Consider the following 18639-nt stretch of genomic DNA (forward strand, 5'->3'; position numbering starts at 1 on the left):
GGTGGATAATAGCAGTCAATAAACATTTCTGTTCATTATCATATGTTGTATCATCTCACCAACATCCATAAAATACTTTTCAGGAGTAATTCCACGGCTTTCAAGTACTTTTTCATGATCAGGAGGCATGTGTGATAAACTTTTAGAGATTGCTGAAAGTAAAACAGCGACTTCAACAGGATCCAGATCCTGACGGATTGTTCCATCATCTATGCCTTTTTGAACAGAATTACAGAGAATTAAGAACCTTTCTTTACGTAATTTAAGTATCTCCATTGCACACTCGCTTACAAAAGGTATAGAAACATCTGCCTGGGTTTCAGTTCGTTTATTTTCACTGGCCAGGTTGAACCTTCCTGACTGGAAATAATTATAAATCTGGATATAATCTGGATATTGCCTGGTGAACTCATAATATGCCTTTCTAAATGCAACCACCCTGTCAATACCTTTATCCTCTTTTTCTACAGCTTCTCTAATCATAGAATTCAAAATTCTGGTGCCCCTAAGTACTATAGCAAAAAACAATGACTCTTTGTTTTGGAAGTATAAATACAAAGTTGCCTTGGATAACTCAACTTCCAGAGCTATGTCATTCATAGAAACATTATCATAACCTCTAAAAAAGAATAGTTTCTCTGCAGCATTGATAATATCATGTCGCCGCTTCTTTTTTTCTCTTTCTCTTCTTGCTACGATGGACATGCATTCACCTGACAAAATGAAGTTATATGGTATATATTCATTTTATTCTGTTATGATAATGTTTTGTTTTAAATATATCATATATATCATTAATAGTGACCTACATAAACATACTTATTATCAAAAAAATAACTTATTAAGCTTATCTTTAAAACAGGTTTTAGAAATTAAATGAATCTAAAATTTGGTTAAAAATAAAAAATAGTGGAATTAATCCACTTTTAAATGATGTATCTGGCTCTATTAACCTGCAGGGTTAATTAGGCCTCTTTCTCCACCAGGCATGAATTCTCGGAGTGCACCTTTGGCGATGGATTTTCTTGGCTTTTCAAAGTCGAATGCCAGGTTTTTATCAGCAAATGCTATTTTTATTAAAGGATTGACACAGAAAGCATCTCCCCTTGCAGCGTGAGGTGCCTGAGCTATTCCTGCATATTCTGGCTGGTGACCTACGTTCATTGCATAGTTAGGGTAGTTAGGGCCTCTTAACTCATGGATTAAACCTTCATCACTCCTTACTGAAAGTGAGTTTGAAGCTCCGCACTGATCCTGCAGGTCGTAACCATAGAATCCAAGTCTGCTGTGAACTTCTTTGTGGAGTATCTGGCTTAGATACCATCCATTAATTCCAGCGTTTGAGTTTCCAGTTGCAAATGCAGCTGAACATCCTGCTGCTGCAGAAGCTACTGCTGCTCTTTGTGATCCCCCAAAATGATCTTCTAAGAGTGTTGGAATTTCATACTGTTCCATTGCATAGAGTGTTACTTCAGTTGATATGTCTTTAACAACATTCATGTCTGCTTTTGCACCACATATCCCATATTTTTCTTCCACGTATTCTATACCATAGTATACGAAATCGTCAAGTATGTCATCAGTGTAAGCTGCTGTAGCGTACTGTGTGAATCCTACACCACCAGACATGTATGAACCAAGCCATATCTGGTCGTATATTGCTGCTGCAGCGGCGATAACTTCAAGCGTTATTTCTGCAGGGTCCTCTGATACTCTTGATGTTTGAACCATGTCTGCTAAAACTCCAAACGGGATTCCTCCAGGTTCGTTTGGCCCTCTTGCTCTTCTTGCTGGTAAAAAAGTCCCCATTTCAATTACATCTGCATGTTTTGCAGCGTATGAAAAGTCAGCTATTGCTGCTTCTCCAGCACATAGTTTGTATGCCGAAATAAAGCTCATCCCTATCTGCATTGCAGACCATCTTGACACTGTTCCACCATCACAGGTCCTTACAACCATTGTTGGAACTCTGCTTATCTGGTAGGTTTTTGCGCCGATGTAGCTTTTAAGCATTTCAGCCTGTTCTTCTGGGAATTCCTTGTTTATGTCAATAAGGAATCTTTTATCCAGTTCATCAGCAAGACTGTCGTCTCCTGTGAATATTTTAGCATAACAGTCGCCTACAAGACCTGGATGAACTTCTACCATGTGTTCTTGAACTACGGCCCCTCCAGGAAGTGCATGGTTTATTGTGTGCATGTACTCGTTTATTGTTTCTGGAGTTACTTCCACACCTAAACGCTTTTCAAGTACTGCGTGACCTGTATCCATACCCACGATAATTGTCCTTTTAATATCATCTGAAAGCTGCTGAATAGCACTGTTGTTACAGAAATGAAGATCATCTCCTTCTACATAGGTATCTGTTCCAGAAACTTTATATGCCATCAATTTTCTCTGACCTAAAGGAACCCCTATATCTGGATTATAAAATGGAAGCCCTCCTCTTTCTTCTACGAGCTTTTCAGCGTGTTCATTGAATTCTTTTTTACGAGGGGATTGTTCCCAACCTCCAAAGCAGTAGTAGTCAGTGTGCTGTTTGTCAGGGTCCTCATTAAATTTACTTTTTAAAGCTTTTAAAAATAACTTTTTATCTTTTTCCATTTTATTCACCTAATTTACGCTTTAAATCATTTTTGAAAACTTCTAATCCGAATCCACCATCTGTTCTTGCAGTATGAATTATTTCAACTACATCAATCGCTTCTTTATCATCACGCATGCTGATGTTGTCGCTTCTGTAGATTGTGGTTATTTCCTTGAGATGTTCTTCATCTAAAGCCTCACCCATGTTTACAGGCTCATCTAAAGGCCTTCCAACCTGATCCTTTATATAGGATATCTGGTCAGTTTCTTCGTTGTACACATATCTCTGGAGGGCGTCAAACATCAATCCGTTTTCATCCAGTCTTAATGAGTGTCCATGAACAGTTGCACCCCTTATACCTGTTTTTGCAGGGTCAAAGAGTTCAGTTTCAATCAATGTTTTTGATATTTTTTCTAAATCAAGTTCTCTGATTTCTATAACCTGTCTTCCAGATAATGTTCCAGTATCTACTCCTCTAAACCTCCACATATATGTTCTGGCCCTATCATAAGGCTGTGCAGGTGCATTGTACATTGAATCTGTAAACTGAACATATCTGGTTCTGTTACCTTCCTTTGCACCAGGAATAGGCTCTACAAGTTCTTTCATCATATCTTCTTCAAAATCCATCTCTTCAAGAGGAGGATGAACACTTTTATAACCTTCTCCAGGGTTTCTGTGACCTAAAATTTTAACTATATCTTCATCAGCAATTTCCCTGATTTTTTTAAGTTCAAAATCAGGATCCATATGATTCCTACGGTTTTGAGCAATTTTTGTTTCTCCAGGAGAGTATTGAGCTTTATAAGACATTTAATCACCTATTAATTTTACAGTTTCATGGGACTTTGCTTTTGGATCCACCATCCCTATGAGGCGAGGATCAATGTTTTCATCAAGTCCCAAACCTAATTTTAAATAATCTGAAACAGTAATATTTGTTTTTGTAAAAATACCCACAAAAACATCATATTCAAAGCTTAAAACATCATTTAATAGACTTTGCAATTTTTCAAGGAATGAATCAAGTTTTTCATACTTTACAGTTATTATTAATTCTCCAACTGATACGAAAAGTTCGAAATAATCTTCTTTTACTTTGATAACCTTTCTATCCTCATGATTAACTTGAATCCCTTTTGCAGGGCCGTATCCTACAATTTTAGGTATGGAATCTCCATTTACAAGAATTCTTAAAATTCCCTTAAATTCAATGACACCATTAAGTATTTTTGCAGTTGTTTCTGGCTTTAAACGTCTGTAAGGGAAAATTTTCACATCAACAGCTTTAATTTCTTTCATATTACTGCCCCAACATTATTTTTATACTTTATCCTTTATTTCTCTGGCTCCATCTGCAACGTACTTGATTGGTTCTTTGAAATAGTCTATGTCCCCATAAACTGTACCTACAAGTCCAGATGTAGCTTCTACTGAAAACATTTGAGTTCCAGCATCCAGACACATTGCTGCAGCAGAACACGGTACTGCAAAACCTTTACTGTGTCTTGTAACTACGTGGTTTCCGTGGAAAGTTCCAGGACCTCCACCACCATATATAGAGTGGGAGAAGAAACTCATACCTACACCTGTTCCTTCTACACGTCCGTAATCAACGCCAGGAAGGCTGGTTTCGTATTCCAGTATGTCATTGTAGTAAAGGATTGTGGAAGCAATTCCCTGAGCTGCTCTGGATGCACCAATATTAACTATTACAGATGCTATTAGTCCAGATGCAGCATAAGCATTCCATAAAGCCCAGTCATTAGGTTCGTATACTTTGTATCCTGAAGGCATGGTTTTCACTGCTTTAATAACTCCATCGTCTAAAGCTCTTTCAACCAGTGACGCGATTACAGTACCAACTGTTCCTTTTGCATTAGCTTTTACAAGATCAAATACCAGATTGTTAGCATTTAAACCCTGGTATGCCATTCCTAAAAGGTGGTATCTTTCAAAAGCACCTAAAGCATCCCCTGTTTCAAACATTGACGTGTGTTCTAAAATTGAAGATAAAGCTACCGCATTTAGAGTGTTTTTCTTTGTGATCGCAACAACATGGTTTGCCATTATGTTTCTAAGACCGTATCCAAGTCCTTCGAGCATTACTGGAGGTCCAAGAAGTGCTGTAATGTTTGCACCCATAAAGTCCACACTTTGAGGATAACGTCCTAAAACTGCTGTTTTAACTGCAGGTGCGTCAAATTTGTCCACGTCAAATGTGTCTATGATTGCTTGAATAACTGCTCCTCCAGCAACTAATGTTGAAACTGTGTAGTCTGCAGCCATTTTCATTCTCTGTGAGGGCATCTGCACCAGCATCTGGCTGCCGCCATTAATGAGTTTTATGTTGAAGTCGTCTTCTTCATCTACCTGAATCATTTTTCTAACTTTTTGGGATATCACATCCACATTTTCAACTAATGGTAATTTTAATTCCCTTCCAGGAACAAAATTTGATTTTCCACCGAAAGCTGCCTTTTCAAGGGCAGTTTCTATCCCTGATAAGTTAACAGCAACTGAACGTTTTACTTCATGCACTATCTTTTCGATTGTAGGATTTAACATGGGACTTACTGCTTCTAAAGGGATATTTTCTTCTAAAAGCTTTCCATTAACCCCATACAGGTCTATTTTGTCTTCATACGTTGGCATAACTATTACACCTCTTTATTTTTTCGACTGAAATGAAACGATATTCAAAATTTAAAAAGCTACAAGCAGCTTTTTAGAAAATATTTCAAAATTTCTACTGAGTAAACTAAATATTCTTTAGTTTTATGTTCTCTTGGAGGGAAAAACGGCTCAATATGAATTAATCGAAAATATATTATCCTGAAACATGCTGTAGCCTTGAAAAGAAGCTTTTAGCACTTTAAATACCAATTTCCTTTCCCTGTGCTGATAAAAATTTTTCCCAGCACTAACCTATAGTCACATAGTGACCATAGGTTATTTTATAATTACTGGTCATTTTAGTATATAAAGTTTGCATTTTCTTAGCATTACTAATAGCTGTTACATAACAGGCTTCGACATGTGGAGGAACTGGAGAGTAAATAATAAGTATAATATAATGCTCCATGTTGCAGATGCTGGGAAAACAGGACAAGATTTATATACTCCATGTGTACATACTACACATGTGTAGTTACTACACATTATCTAAAGTGAGGTGATACATTGAATAAAGAGATGATAATAATATTAGCTGTAGTAGTAGTTGGTGTTGTTTTGGTTTCAGCAGCTGTTATGGGACTTGGGAACCCAAAATCAACAATTACTGAAGATGAGGTTATTGCTGCTCAACAAGCCTGGTGTGATGCCCTGGTAAAAATTGGAAAAACCCATGAAGAAGGCGGAGATGCAAAAGCAGTTGCAGAACAGGTACTTACAGAGGCATATGATTATGATAAAGGTTCAGTGACTTTCAAACCCACACTTGCTTATGGGCCAAACACATTTAGAAACACAAAAGAAGGAGCATTATCTTATTTTGTTGGTGGTAATCCTAAATATCCAGAAGATAAAGGGTTTGCTTTAAAACCATGGGCAAAAGCAAGATTTGTAAACAGCGAGGGCGGTGTTCATATACATGATAACATAGCTGTTACCATGGGCCATGTGTATGTTACAGATAAAGACGGAAATGAAACAATGGTTGAAAAGAGCTGGGTGTTTAAAAAAGGTGCAGATGGAAAACTTAGAATAATAAACCACTTTTCTGCAATCCCATATAGTCCACCTAAATAATAAAGCTAAGTAAATTATTACACTCTTTTCTTTTTTTTGCAAGATAGAGTCGGAGATTTGATTATGACAGATGCATTGTTGAATGTAATGATATATTTAGTAAATAAGGCGGTATTTCAAGTAATTGGAAGAAATTCACGGACACTTTCCAGGTTGTCGGCCAGATATATTGTGGATTATTTTCATTCTCAAAATATGGTTGATAAAAATAATTTAACCGAAGAATCGGTAAAAAGAGTGTTCATTGAAGATTTAGGGCTTTGCGACGATTTAATTTATTCTGAAAATGATGGGCTGGCAGTTTTAGAGGTAAAAAATCCAGTACTGCGTGAAAGTATCGTGGCATTAAATAAAGAAAATATACCCATTACTGTTGCTCCATGTATTGTCTATGTTTACTTGATTAATGATATAGAGAACCACAAAGCATCATTTCAAAAAGTAGAATATGATAAGGAAAATAACAACACAACATGGATATTTAAATTAATGAGTTAACAACTGCTTATTTTATTATTTTGGGGTTTTAAAGCCCTGCTGGATTGAGGGATATTCCTATATTTTTGCATTCAAATTAGTTTGATCATAAGGTGCATTTTCTTAAGAGCAATATTTTTGTACTCTCAAAACATAACAATAATGTAGCGTAAAATACTATCTCCAGATATATCGAAAAACACAGGACTTCTTTTGAAGATAAATAATTAGCTACAAATCAAAAAGTAAAATCCATGATTCAGGACTTCCTTTACGCTTAAACACTATAAAAAGCTTGAAACTGTAAAATGGAGGTTAAATAAATGAAATTATTGAAAAAAATAGATTCATTATTTCCTGATGAAGGAGACGTGCCCCTGGAATTTGATTTTAAAACCCCAATCAATCAGACTGAATATCTTGTAAATGGCAAGTTGCACCAATGGGATGGTCCAGTGCAGCAGGTCCTCTCACCAGTATGTGTTAGGACATCATCAGGTCTTTCACAGAAAATCATTGGAAGCCACCCTCTTTTAACAGAAAAAGAGGCACTGATGGTTATAGACGCTGCAAGTGATGCATACGGCAATGGAATGGGGTCCTGGCCTTCAATGCATGTAGAGGAAAGAATTGAACACCTTGAAGAATTTACAAGACAGATGAAGGAAAGGAAGAGTGAGGTGGTAAATCTTTTGATGTGGGAAATAGGGAAGTCTTATCCTGATTCTGTAAGTGAATTTGATAGAACAGTAGATTATATACATGACACCATCGATGCACTTAAGAGTATGGACCGTGATTCATCAGGTTTTTTAATTAAAGATGGAATAATTGGACAGATACGCCGAGCTCCTCGAGGGGTTGTTCTCTGCATGGGGCCATCCAATTATCCTTTAAATGAAACATTCACCACAGCCATTCCTGCTCTTGTAATGGGGAACACAGTGGTACTCAAACTACCAAGACCTGGAAGTTTGATTTTTTATCCTCTCCTTGAAGCATTCTGTAAGTCTTTCCCAGAAGGAGTGGTCAACACGATCTATGGTGAGGGCCGAAAAATTATAAGCCCCCTCATATCTTCAGGTAAAATTGATTCTCTTGCCTATATTGGAACAAGCAAGGTAGCTAACGCATTAAAAAGACAGCACCCTAAACTTAACAGGCTGCACTGTTCTTTTGGACTGGATGCCAAGAACGCTGCCATTGTCTTAAAGGATGCAGACCTAGAACTAACCATTAAAGAATGTATTACCGGAGCACTGTCATACAATGGTCAGCGGTGCACTGCTTTGAAGATACTATTTGTCCACTCTAAAATTGTTGATCCATTTATTAAACAGCTTGCAGAAGCTATCAGTAAACTGGAAATTGGGATGCCATGGGAAAAAGATGTTTATATAACACCCATGCCAGATCCACAGAAAATAGAGTACCTCACAGAACTGGTGAATGATGCCAAGGCACATGGTGCAGAAGTAATTAATGAAGCAGGCGGCACTCAAAATGAAACATTTTTTTATCCCGCACTACTGTATCCAGTTAATCATGACATGAGACTGTATAGAGAGGAGCAGTTTGGTCCTGTAATCCCAGTCATTTCCTTTGATGACATTGAAGAGCCTGTACAATATATTGTTGAATCAAATTATGGGCTGCAGGCAAGTATTTTTGGAAAAGATACCCATGTAATTGCAAATCTCATAGATTCCCTGGTCAATCAGGTGGCCCGGGTTAATATCAACAGTCAATGCCAGCGCGGCCCGGATAGCTTTCCATTTACAGGTAGAAAGGATTCAGCAGAGGGAACCCTTTCTATTTCAGATGCTTTACGTGCATTTTCAGTAGAATCTATTGTAGCTGCAAAGGAAACAGATGCAAACAGGGCAATAATAAAAAAGATTGTAAGAGAGAACAAATCAACCTTTCTTTCCACAGATTTTATCCTTTAAAATAATTAGGTGTTGATCTTTTATTGTGCTGGAGTTTCTATATGGTGTAGATTCAACATTATTTAGTGGTATTAATAGGTAACAGACCATAAATAGACTAAAAAATTACTAACTTACTCCTACCATAACACCAAGTAACAAAAAGGATTAGCACCAAAAATGTTTATAAATAATGTCAATCATGACCAAAAAATATTTCAGCGGAGGAAAAGAATGAAATCCCTGGAAAAAATAGAAAAAACCTTAAAAAAATACAAACCTTCCTTAAAAAAAGAATTTAAGGTTAAAAGAATTGGTATTTTTGGTTCATATGTTAGAGGAGAAGAATCTAAAGAAAGTGATGTGGATATTCTGGTAGAGTTTTACGAATCTCCCGGATGGGAATTCTTTGATCTTAAGGAATATCTTGAAGAAATATTAGACAAAAAAGTAGATTTAGTCACAATTAAAGCTTTGAAGCCCCAATTAAAGGACAAAATCTTGAAAGAGGCTATTTTCCAATGAAAAGAACCTATAAAATGTATATCGAAGATATACTTGAATCTATGGATAAAATTGAACGTTACATCAGTGATCTAACTTATGAAACATTCAAGAAGAATGATCTGGTTGTAGATGCAGTTATAAGGAATCTTGAAATCATAGGAGAGGCATCTAAGAACATCCCTGAAAACATAAGGGGAAAATATCCGGATATTCCCTGGAAAAGAATGGTTGGACTCAGGAATATTGCAATTCATGAGTATTTTGGGGTTGATTTAACTATTATATGGAAGATTATAACCGAAAACCTGCCAAAAACACGATCTGAAATTGAATCAATGTTTAAAACTATAGAATAGCAAAATGAGAATATAAATTGATATCATAGACTTAATGCTACTTATAATGTTGAATTAGGGAAAGAAACCTTTTTGAACCAATTGAAGGTGAAAAATTCGATTTAATTTTGTTTAATATTAGCAATAGTTTATCCAATGCGGCGTGGTAAAGATGAGGAATCGATATAAATAATTACAGATAGCTACAATTAAGTGTTATGATCCAGTAATTTGCATTTATTTTTGATTATTTTAATTATAAAACTTCAATTACATAAAAATTGATTTACAGATTATAATTTGTAGAGTGGAAATATTTTCCATTGGTTTTTAGATAAAATCCAAACATTTAAGTGTTATTATGATAATCATAAAATGTGGTATTGATCTCTTATTGTGCTGGAGTTTCTATATGGTGTAGATTCAACATTATTTAGTGATAATAGGTAACAGACCATGAATAGACTAAAAAATTACTAACTTACTCCTACCTAACATCAAGTAACAAAAGGATTAATACCAATAATTGGCAGAGAAGACTGAAATGTTAACCGGAACGTCAATGGTCCTGAATAAGATCGCCCCTATTGAAGAAAATCCCCTGAAACTGGAAGACCGGCCTGTTCCCCAGCCCGGTTCAAAACAGATCCTGATAAAAGTATCGGCCTGTGGTATCTGTCACACCGAACTTGATGAGATTGAGGGAAGGCTCACACCCAGGCTACCGGTGGTTCCAGGACATGAAATTATTGGAACAGTGGTAAAATCAGGAGCAAATGTAGACAGGTTTAAACCGGGTGACCGTGTGGGAGTAGCCTGGATAAATTCAGCCTGCGGGAAATGCTATTTTTGCATGCGTGGAAATGAAAACCTGTGTGCAAAATTTAAAGCTACTGGCTGCGATGTGGATGGAGGGTACGGTGAATATACAGTTGTTTTAGAAGATTTTGCCTATAAGATTCCAGAAATATTCACAGATGTCCAGGCAGCCCCCCTTATGTGTGCAGGGGCAATAGGGTACAGGGCTTTAAAGTTAACAGACTTAAAAAACGGTGAAAACCTTGGGCTTTATGGATTTGGAGCTTCGGCACACATCGTTATTCAGATGGTTAAATACAGCTATCCGGATAGTAATGTTTTTGTCTTCACCAGAAACAGGAACGATCTGGCGGCTCGACTGGCAAAAAAGATGGGAGCAGACTGGATAGGAGTAACAGGAGATACTCCGCCAGAAAAATTGCACCGTGTAATTGATACCACTCCCGTAGGGATATCAGTACAGGAGGCTTTAAGAAATTTAGAGAAGGGAGGAAAACTGGTGATAAATCTGATTCGTAAGGAAACACCAATTCCAGAGTTAAATTATACAGAGCATTTATGGCATGAAAAGGAAATAAAGAGTGTAGCCAATATCACAAGGAATGATGTGGAAGAGTTTCTTTCTTTAGCCAGTGAGATTCCCATTATATCAAAAATTAGAGAATTTAAGCTGGAAGAGGCGAACCATGCTTTAAACTTATTAAAAAAGGGAAAATATAAAGGGGCTGGAGTTTTAAAAATATAATAAAACCTGGAAAACAATTCATTTTAAGCAGCAGTTATGGGTGGTGGGCTGATATTTAGTAGGCAAAACTGGCATACACTAAAAGTTAATGAGGTATTACAAACTCTAAAAACAGGATGCAATGGATTAAGTAAAGAGGAGGCTGAGCACCGGCTTGCTAAGTTCGGAAGGAATGAACTGGAAGAAAAAGGTGGGATATCACCTTTAATTTTATTATTGAAGCAATTTACAAGCTTCCTGGAGATTCTATTGATTGCTGCTGCTGCAGTTTCTTTAATAATGGGAGACTATGTGCAGGCCATTGTTATTGTTGCAGTTATCATTCTGGCAGGTGTCCTTGGCTTTATTCAGGAGTATCGGGCAGAAAAGGCAATGGAAGCTTTAAAAAAGATGGCTGCGCCCATAACATCTGTAATACGTGATAATGAAGAACAGGAGATACCTACAAGTGAAGTGGTAATAGGAGATGTCATTATACTTAGAACAGGGACCAGAATCCCTGCAGATGCACGGCTTATACATGCCATAAACTTACAGGTCGATGAATCACCACTTAGTGGTGAATCTGTCCCTGTGGAGAAGGCTATTGATGCTCTCCAGGTGGAGGAAGCACCAGTAGGTGATAGAAAAAATATGGTGTTTATGGGTACCAGTAATAGCTATGGCCGCGGAAAAGCAGTGGTAGTGGCTACAGGTATGGACACAGAATTTGGTATGATCGCAAGCATGCTTCAGGAAGCTGAGGAAAAGGAAACACCCCTGCAGATTAGCCTGAACAGAACAGAAAAGGAGATAGCAATATTAGCTCTTGCTATCGCCGTTGTGATAGCAATTTTTGGAGTTACCAGAGGATATGGAATTATTGAAATGTTCACATGGGGGGTAGCACTGGCAGTGGCAATTATACCGGAAGCTCTGTATGCAGTGATGACAATAACACTTGCTCGTGGCGTTCAGAGGATGGCAAAGCGAAATGCTCTTATAAGGAAGCTCAAGGCTGTGGAGACTCTGGGATGTGCCTCAATCATCTGCTCAGATAAAACAGGGACACTGACCAGAAATGAAATGACTGTACGTAAATTCTGGGTCAATGGCCAAACCATCGATGTTACTGGAGTGGGTTACAGGCCAGAAGGCGGATTTTATGTTAATGATAGTGTTCTGGATCCTCAAAATGATGTCCATCTTCAAACAATGTTAAGGATAGCTGTCCTGTGTAATGATGCCCATCTTATAGGTAATAATAGCTCATGGCGTGTCAGGGGAGACCCAACTGAAGGAGCGCTGGTAGTAGCCGCAGCTAAAGCAGACCTGTGGCAGGATGCACTCAATAGCCAATACCCCCGTGTGGATGAAATTCCATTCTCATCAGAAAGCAAGAGAATGACCACAATCCACAAATCACCTCGGGGTAAGATTGCTTACAGTAAAGGAGCTCCAGAAGTAATTTTAAATAGCTGCACCCATATATACTCCAATGGTCAAGAAAAAGAATTAACTGAGGATGATAGGACGGATATACTGGAGATAGCTCAGCAATGGGCAGGTACAGCACTAAGAGTGTTGGGCATGGCATACAAACCATTACCTGACTCTTCCTCTACCACAGATGCTGAGCATAAAATGGTTTTTGCTGGTCTTGGGGGGATGATTGATCCACCAAGAGAGGAGGTTAAGGAAGCCATTCAAACATGTGAAAATGCAGGTATAAAGCCTATCATGGCTACAGGAGACCATAAATTAACTGCGGTAGCTGTTTCCCGGGAGCTGGGTTTACTTAAAGAAGGTATAGCTCTTAGTGGTACAGAGCTGGATGAACTAAGTGATGATGAATTTGAAAAGACCGTGGAGCAGGTTGAAGTTTATGCCAGAGTATCACCATCTCACAAGATGAGAATTGTAGATGCATTTTCTAAGAAGGGATATGTGGTAGCTATGACCGGGGACGGTGTAAATGATGCACCTGCCCTAAAAAAAGCAGACATCGGAGTAGCCATGGGTATAACTGGTACAGACGTAAGTAAGGAAGCTGCAGATATGATACTTACTGACGATAACTTTGTCTCCATAGTTTCTGCTGTTGAAGAGGGTAGAAGTATTTTTGCTAATATAAGGAAATATCTTGTATACCTTCTAAGCGGCAATGCAGGAGGTGTAATAGCAATGTTAACAGCTCTCCTTGCTGGTCTGCCCCTACCCCTTACAGCAGTCCAGATCATATTTATAAACCTGCTTATGGACGGGTTACCTGCAACAGCATTGGGTGCAGAACCGCCAGAACAGGATTTTATGAACCAGCCGCCCCGTAACCCCAAAGAAGGCATATTCAATCGCCATGCACTATGGTATATATTTGCTGTGGGATTGTGGATTGGAGGAGCCACATTATTGGTGTTTATCTGGATGCTGGATAGTGGTGGTGAACTTCAAAGAGCCATGACAATGTTTTTTGCTACTATGATTTCGCTTAGATTATTCAATGCATTTAGCTGCCGTTCAGCAAGTAACTCTCTATTTAAACTGGGAATATTTACCAATAAATGGCTGATATACGCTTCAGCAAGTTCATTTTTACTGATGATAGCAGCAATTTATGTGCCATTTCTCCAGGTTGTCTTTGAAACAGTTCCCCTAACTCTTTCAGACTGGATGATAGTTATACCTGTTGCTTTGACTGTTTTCATTACTGTTGAAATTGCAAAATTCATCATACCATTACTTGAAAAAACACAGATCAAAAATCCAAATTGAGAGCTAAAGGATTTTTGATATCCTCCCAAATTTTCGTCTATAGATAAACTAAAAAATCAGTGATAAAATGGAAACTGAAGTGCGATTTGGGCCTGCAGGAAGACCCATAGGATACAAAGGTAAAACAGAAGAGGTATGTGATTATATAAAAGAGATAGGGCTGGATGCCTTTGAATATCAGGTTACATACGGCGTTAAAATCTCCAAACAATCGGCTTTGAAACTTAAAGATAATGCCGCCAAAAATAATGTTCTTATGTCTATACATGCTCCTTACTACATCAATTTATGCTCCCAGAAAGATGAAACTGTTAAAAAGTCAATAATGCGACTTGTCCAATCAGCCAGAGCTGCCCAGTGGTTGAATGCTTACAGAATAGTTTTTCATACAGGTTTTTATACCAGATATTCTCCAGAAGAAGCAATGGAAAAGTGTAAAAATGCTATTAGGGAGCTTTTAGAGAAATGTGAAAGTAATGAGATAAAGGATTATGTTTTTGCTCCTGAAACAACCGGTAAAAAATCACAGTTTGGAACCATTGATGAAATAATAGATATATGTCAATCGTTTGACAATTTCGAACCAACTGTGGACTTTGCACACATGTATGCAAGGTCTGGAGGGAGTATTAAATCAAAAGAAGATTATAAAATCATATTTGACAGAATTGAAACAGAATTAGGACTTTCAACTATTCATTCTCATTTTACAAAAATTGAGTATAATAATACTGGCGAGCGGAAGCACCACATACTTAGAGATGAAAATTATGGGCCTCCTTTAACTCCATTACTTGAATTGATCTTAGAAAATGGTTATAACATCACCATAATATGTGAAACTCCTCTTTTAGATATTGATGCAGTGAAAATGAAAAAAGAGTTTGAAGCTATCCTGAGTAATAGCACTGATTCATATATGATCTAATGCCAAAGTTTTTATTTATTATCCTACATACCTATAAAATAGAAATATACAAACATATAATTAAATTGCGATTTTTTCAAACAAAATTTATTTTACATGTCTCAGATACAAAGTCAACAAACACTACGTGTTTGTGGCATCAAAATTCAAAGAATTTTGACAGTGTTTGAGGGAAGCACATAATTAATGCTGGAAGGTGTATTGGTGAAATTTAACAATATAGTACATGATTCATATTTAATAGAGAAAAAAATACCACAAAGTACAGGCGGACCTAAAAAAGAGGCAAAAGTGGTGGTTTTACAATCAATAGGGTATCCTTTTTTATGCAATCTTATCGAAAATCCGAAAATAGAAATATTGGATAAGGAACTTTTTGAACTCTATGCAAGGGAACAGTGGGAAGGTTACACTGTAATTGAAGGATCTTTTCTCTTTGATCAAAAGTTACTGCCTGACTTTGCATTTAAAATTATTAAAGCACACCCTAATAATTCAAAGATTACTCCAAACACATCAATACTTTTAATGGAAGATGAGGAAGAGAAAGAAATTAAAAAAATTGAAAGCAGGCTCAAAATGGCCGACGTTATCGGACAGGAACGCGCCAAAACAAAATGTAAGATAATAATGAAATATCTAAAGGATCCTGATAAGTTCAAAGAATGGGCTCCCCGTAATGTTCTTTTTTATGGCCAGCCAGGAACAGGTAAAACAATGCTTGCTAAATCACTCACCAACGAGCTTAAAGTACCTTTATTCCTTGTAAAAGCAACAAGACTTATTGGTGAGCATGTTGGTGACGGTGCAAGGCAGATACACGAACTCTTTGAAACTGCTGCGCAATCAGCGCCGGCAGTGATATTTATAGATGAAATGGATGCTGTAGGGCTTGACAGAAAATATCAGTCACTTCGGGGTGATGTTTCAGAAGTGGTCAATGCACTGCTAACTGAAATGGATGGAATAGGTCAGAACCAAGGTATTGTGACAATTGGAGCAACTAATAATCCAGATCTTCTTGATTTTGCAATAAGAAGCCGCTTTGAAGAAGAGATAGAATTTGAAATTCCAAATAAAGAGCATAGAAAGGTAATGCTTGAAAATTACATAAAAACAATGCCTTTTAAAGTAGATATAAATATCGAAAGGCTGGCATCTGCAACCAAAGGACTTTCTGGAAGAGATATTAAAGAAAGAGTGTTGAAAACAGCACTTCACAAAGCAATTTCTGATGACAATTCCAAGTTAACATGGAAATACATAGAATATGCACTTAAACTGTATAAAAAGGAAAAAAACGAGCCCAAACATATGTTTGCATGATTAAGTGAAGTACCCCACGCCATGCATGGAGTTTCCAAAAGATTTCAAACATGAAATGTTTGAATGCCTTAACACTTTCAAAATATTTTGATTTTGCAGACTTCGTGTTCGGGGTCTTGAATGTAGAATTCAGATGTTAAAAATTTAAAAAGAAATAGAATAATATATATTAAGAGACAACTTATTTGAGTATTAATTTTGAGTGATATCATGCATGAAGTCATAATCTGTGAAAAGCCTAAATCATCAGAAAAAATAGCCCGAGCACTGTCAGAAAACACCATGAAAAGCAGCTATAAAAAAGTACCATATTACGAATTTGAAGAAAATGGGAAAAAAACTACAGTATTATCGGCAGTAGGTCATTTATACTCTCTTTCACCAGCCAGTTCCAGACAGGATAAAATTTTTGATGTAGAATGGGTCCCTCTTTATGAAAAGGATAAACAGAAAAAATACGTTAAAGGATATATAGATGCCATTAAAAAGCTTTCAAAAGGTGCTGATAGTTATATTCATGCTTGTGATTACGATATAGAAGGAACTTTGATAGGATATAACGCATTAAAATATGGGTGCGGTGAAGAAAGCATAAATAACACTAAAAGAATGAAATTTTCAACATTGACTAAAGAAGATATTCTTAAAGCTTATAAAAAACCAATTGACATCGATTTCAGGCAGGTTGATAGCGGTATTGCAAGGCATGTTCTTGATTTTCTTTTTGGAGTAAATATATCCAAATATCTAACAGATTCTGTAAGGGTAGCGACATCCAGATATGTTCAGCTTTCAGCAGGGCGAGTGCAAACTCCAACACTTTCTATACTTGTAGACAGGGAAAAAGAAATAAGGAAGTTTATACCAGTTCCTTACTGGATGATAAAAGCCGCTATTGAGGAAGATATAATAGCAGATCATAAGGCCGGGAAAATATTTGATAGATCTGATGCTGATGATATACTTTCTGAATGTAGAGGTGAAGACGCAGTTGTAACAGACGTTGTTTTAAGTGAAAGCAGAAGAGCACCTCCATTTCCATTTGATTTAGGGAGTCTTCAATCTGAAGCATACGGAGTGTTCGGATTCAGCCCTAAAAAGACCCAGCAAATAGCTCAAAACCTTTATACTGAAGGATATACCTCATACCCACGTACTTCCTCCCAGAAACTCCCAGAAAGTATTGGATATGCTAAGATACTTAAAAAATTAAGTAAAAGTGCGGCATTCAAAAAACATATTGATACGCTTAAAAAGCCTTTAAAACCTAATGAAGGTAAAAAAACAGACGAAGCACACCCTGCTATTCACCCAACAGGAACAATACCAGATAATCTGGATACTGACGAACAGAAATTATATGAACTTATAACTTTTAGGTTTATAGCAGTATTTGGTGAAGATGCCGTGAAATTAACCATGAAAACTAATTTAGACATTAATAAGCAGGAATTTAGTTTCAAAAGATATAGAATGGCTAAAATGGGATGGCTGGACCATTATCCATTTAGAAAAATTGAAAATGAAGTTTTCCCTGAAATTAAAAAAGGCGATATTTTAAAGGTTAAAGAAATCATTGAAGAAGAAAAAGAGACAAAACCTCCTGCAAGGTACAACCAGGCATCTCTTATACGTGAACTTGAAAAAAGAGGTCTTGGGACAAAATCCACCAGGGCAAATATAATTTCAATCCTTTTTGATAGAAAGTATATTGAAGGAACTAAAATAAAGGTTAATGAACTTGGTGAACATCTTATAGATACTTTAAGGGAATATTCAAATAAAATTACAAGCGAAGAGCTTACAAGGCAGTTTGAAATGGAACTTGAAGGTATAATGGATGATAAGATAACCAGAGATCAGGTTATTGAAGAAGCTAAGGTGGAGCTTACATCAATTCTTGATGATATTGAAAAAAACAAAAAAGAAATCGGTGAAAAGCTTTACGAAGCTTATCAGGAAAGTAGAATAGTTGGTGAATGTAAATGCGGCGGAAATCTGGTTATGAAATATTCGCCAAGAACAAAGGGCACGTTCGTTGGATGTTCTGCCTATCCGGAGTGTAAAATAACCTATCCCATCCCCCGCGGCAGCAATGTATTGAAAACAAAATGTGAAAAATGTGGTCTTCCCATGATTTCATTTGGAAAACCTCGCCAGAGAGCTTGTCTTGATCCAAAATGTGGAAGGGAAGGTAAAGAACCTTCAAATGAAGCTGTAGGGGTCTGTCCACAATGTGGTAATCAGTTAATTAAAAGAATGGGTAGATATGGTGAATTTATAGGTTGCAGTGGTTTTCCTAAATGCAGGTTTACAAAGTCCATTGAAGCGAAAGCCAACTGAAAATTACTTTTATTTTTGCAAGTTAAGTGTAAATTTACAGGGGATGATTTTTTGATTTTAATGGCTTTCAAAACCGAAAAACATATATTAACAATCGTTATATAACAATTGTAATATATTGATGCTGCTTTTAAAGCCAC

At 36.9% G+C, this 18639-nt stretch carries 15 protein-coding genes; 10 read left to right on the forward strand and 5 right to left on the reverse strand.

What is annotated here, in order from left to right; all coding sequences use genetic code 11:
* Positions 1–15 precede the first annotated feature (15 nt).
* From PQ963_07285 to mcrB, 5 genes are all read right to left on the reverse strand, one after another.
* Positions 16–705, reverse strand: a complete 690-nt coding sequence (locus PQ963_07285; protein ID MEN4029464.1) for a TetR/AcrR family transcriptional regulator — start codon at positions 703–705, stop codon at positions 16–18.
* Positions 706–948: 243 nt separating this feature from the next.
* Positions 949–2604 (reverse strand): coenzyme-B sulfoethylthiotransferase subunit alpha, encoded by a 1656-nt coding sequence (mcrA, locus tag PQ963_07290; protein MEN4029465.1) that lies wholly within the window; start codon positions 2602–2604, stop codon positions 949–951.
* Position 2605: 1 nt separating this feature from the next.
* On the reverse strand, positions 2606–3400 hold the full coding sequence (gene mcrG / locus PQ963_07295; GenBank protein ID MEN4029466.1) for a coenzyme-B sulfoethylthiotransferase subunit gamma: 795 nt from the start codon (positions 3398–3400) through the stop codon (positions 2606–2608).
* Entirely contained in the window at positions 3401–3889 is a 489-nt protein-coding gene (gene mcrD / locus PQ963_07300; GenBank protein ID MEN4029467.1) for a methyl-coenzyme M reductase operon protein D, read from the reverse strand.
* A gap of 21 nt (positions 3890–3910) precedes the next feature.
* Positions 3911–5242: a coenzyme-B sulfoethylthiotransferase subunit beta gene (gene mcrB / locus PQ963_07305; protein MEN4029468.1), complete on the reverse strand. Its 1332-nt coding sequence runs from the start codon at positions 5240–5242 to the stop codon at positions 3911–3913.
* Between the two features lie 528 nt (positions 5243–5770).
* On the opposite strand from mcrB, the gene PQ963_07310 reads away from it, so the two are divergent.
* The 10 genes from PQ963_07310 to topA all read left to right on the forward strand — a co-directional run bounded on the left by PQ963_07310 (position 5771) and on the right by topA (position 18499).
* Positions 5771–6340 (forward strand): hypothetical protein, encoded by a 570-nt coding sequence (locus tag PQ963_07310; GenBank protein MEN4029469.1) that lies wholly within the window; start codon positions 5771–5773, stop codon positions 6338–6340.
* A gap of 63 nt (positions 6341–6403) precedes the next feature.
* On the forward strand, positions 6404–6838 hold the full coding sequence (locus PQ963_07315; GenBank protein ID MEN4029470.1) for a hypothetical protein: 435 nt from the start codon (positions 6404–6406) through the stop codon (positions 6836–6838).
* A gap of 302 nt (positions 6839–7140) precedes the next feature.
* Positions 7141–8766, forward strand: a complete 1626-nt coding sequence (locus PQ963_07320; protein MEN4029471.1) for an NADP-dependent glyceraldehyde-3-phosphate dehydrogenase — start codon at positions 7141–7143, stop codon at positions 8764–8766.
* 213 nt (positions 8767–8979) lie between these two features.
* Complete coding sequence (locus tag PQ963_07325) at positions 8980–9270, forward strand: nucleotidyltransferase family protein (GenBank protein ID MEN4029472.1); 291 nt, start codon at positions 8980–8982, stop codon at positions 9268–9270.
* Positions 9267–9608, forward strand: a complete 342-nt coding sequence (locus PQ963_07330) for a DUF86 domain-containing protein (protein MEN4029473.1) — start codon at positions 9267–9269, stop codon at positions 9606–9608. The genes PQ963_07325 and PQ963_07330 overlap by 4 nt, the downstream gene beginning before the upstream one ends.
* 523 nt (positions 9609–10131) lie before the next feature.
* Positions 10132–11151 carry a zinc-dependent alcohol dehydrogenase family protein gene (locus PQ963_07335; GenBank protein ID MEN4029474.1) on the forward strand — a complete coding sequence of 340 codons (1020 nt, stop codon included), beginning with the start codon at positions 10132–10134 and terminating at the stop codon, positions 11149–11151.
* Between the two features lie 36 nt (positions 11152–11187).
* Complete coding sequence (locus tag PQ963_07340) at positions 11188–13902, forward strand: calcium-translocating P-type ATPase, SERCA-type (protein MEN4029475.1); 2715 nt, start codon at positions 11188–11190, stop codon at positions 13900–13902.
* Positions 13903–13969: 67 nt separating this feature from the next.
* Entirely contained in the window at positions 13970–14830 is an 861-nt protein-coding gene (locus tag PQ963_07345) for a TIM barrel protein (GenBank protein ID MEN4029476.1), read from the forward strand.
* Positions 14831–15034: 204 nt separating this feature from the next.
* Entirely contained in the window at positions 15035–16156 is a 1122-nt protein-coding gene (locus tag PQ963_07350; protein ID MEN4029477.1) for an AAA family ATPase, read from the forward strand.
* Positions 16157–16366: 210 nt separating this feature from the next.
* Positions 16367–18499, forward strand: a complete 2133-nt coding sequence (topA, locus tag PQ963_07355) for a DNA topoisomerase I (protein MEN4029478.1) — start codon at positions 16367–16369, stop codon at positions 18497–18499.
* Positions 18500–18639 lie beyond the last annotated feature (140 nt).

The sequence above is a fragment of the Methanobacterium sp. genome (assembly GCA_039666455.1).
Classification (GTDB): domain Archaea; phylum Methanobacteriota; class Methanobacteria; order Methanobacteriales; family Methanobacteriaceae; genus Methanobacterium_D.

Coding starts and splice junctions, on each gene's coding strand:
- PQ963_07285 (MEN4029464.1), bottom strand. CDS start 705: ATGTCCATCGTAGCAAGAAGAGAAAGAGAAAAAAAGAAGCGGCGACAT.
- mcrA (MEN4029465.1), bottom strand. CDS start 2,604: ATGGAAAAAGATAAAAAGTTATTTTTAAAAGCTTTAAAAAGTAAATTT.
- mcrG (MEN4029466.1), bottom strand. CDS start 3,400: ATGTCTTATAAAGCTCAATACTCTCCTGGAGAAACAAAAATTGCTCAA.
- mcrD (MEN4029467.1), bottom strand. CDS start 3,889: ATGAAAGAAATTAAAGCTGTTGATGTGAAAATTTTCCCTTACAGACGT.
- mcrB (MEN4029468.1), bottom strand. CDS start 5,242: ATGCCAACGTATGAAGACAAAATAGACCTGTATGGGGTTAATGGAAAG.
- PQ963_07315 (MEN4029470.1), top strand. CDS start 6,404: ATGACAGATGCATTGTTGAATGTAATGATATATTTAGTAAATAAGGCG.
- PQ963_07320 (MEN4029471.1), top strand. CDS start 7,141: ATGAAATTATTGAAAAAAATAGATTCATTATTTCCTGATGAAGGAGAC.
- PQ963_07325 (MEN4029472.1), top strand. CDS start 8,980: ATGAAATCCCTGGAAAAAATAGAAAAAACCTTAAAAAAATACAAACCT.
- PQ963_07330 (MEN4029473.1), top strand. CDS start 9,267: ATGAAAAGAACCTATAAAATGTATATCGAAGATATACTTGAATCTATG.
- PQ963_07335 (MEN4029474.1), top strand. CDS start 10,132: ATGTTAACCGGAACGTCAATGGTCCTGAATAAGATCGCCCCTATTGAA.
- PQ963_07340 (MEN4029475.1), top strand. CDS start 11,188: ATGGGTGGTGGGCTGATATTTAGTAGGCAAAACTGGCATACACTAAAA.
- PQ963_07345 (MEN4029476.1), top strand. CDS start 13,970: ATGGAAACTGAAGTGCGATTTGGGCCTGCAGGAAGACCCATAGGATAC.
- topA (MEN4029478.1), top strand. CDS start 16,367: ATGCATGAAGTCATAATCTGTGAAAAGCCTAAATCATCAGAAAAAATA.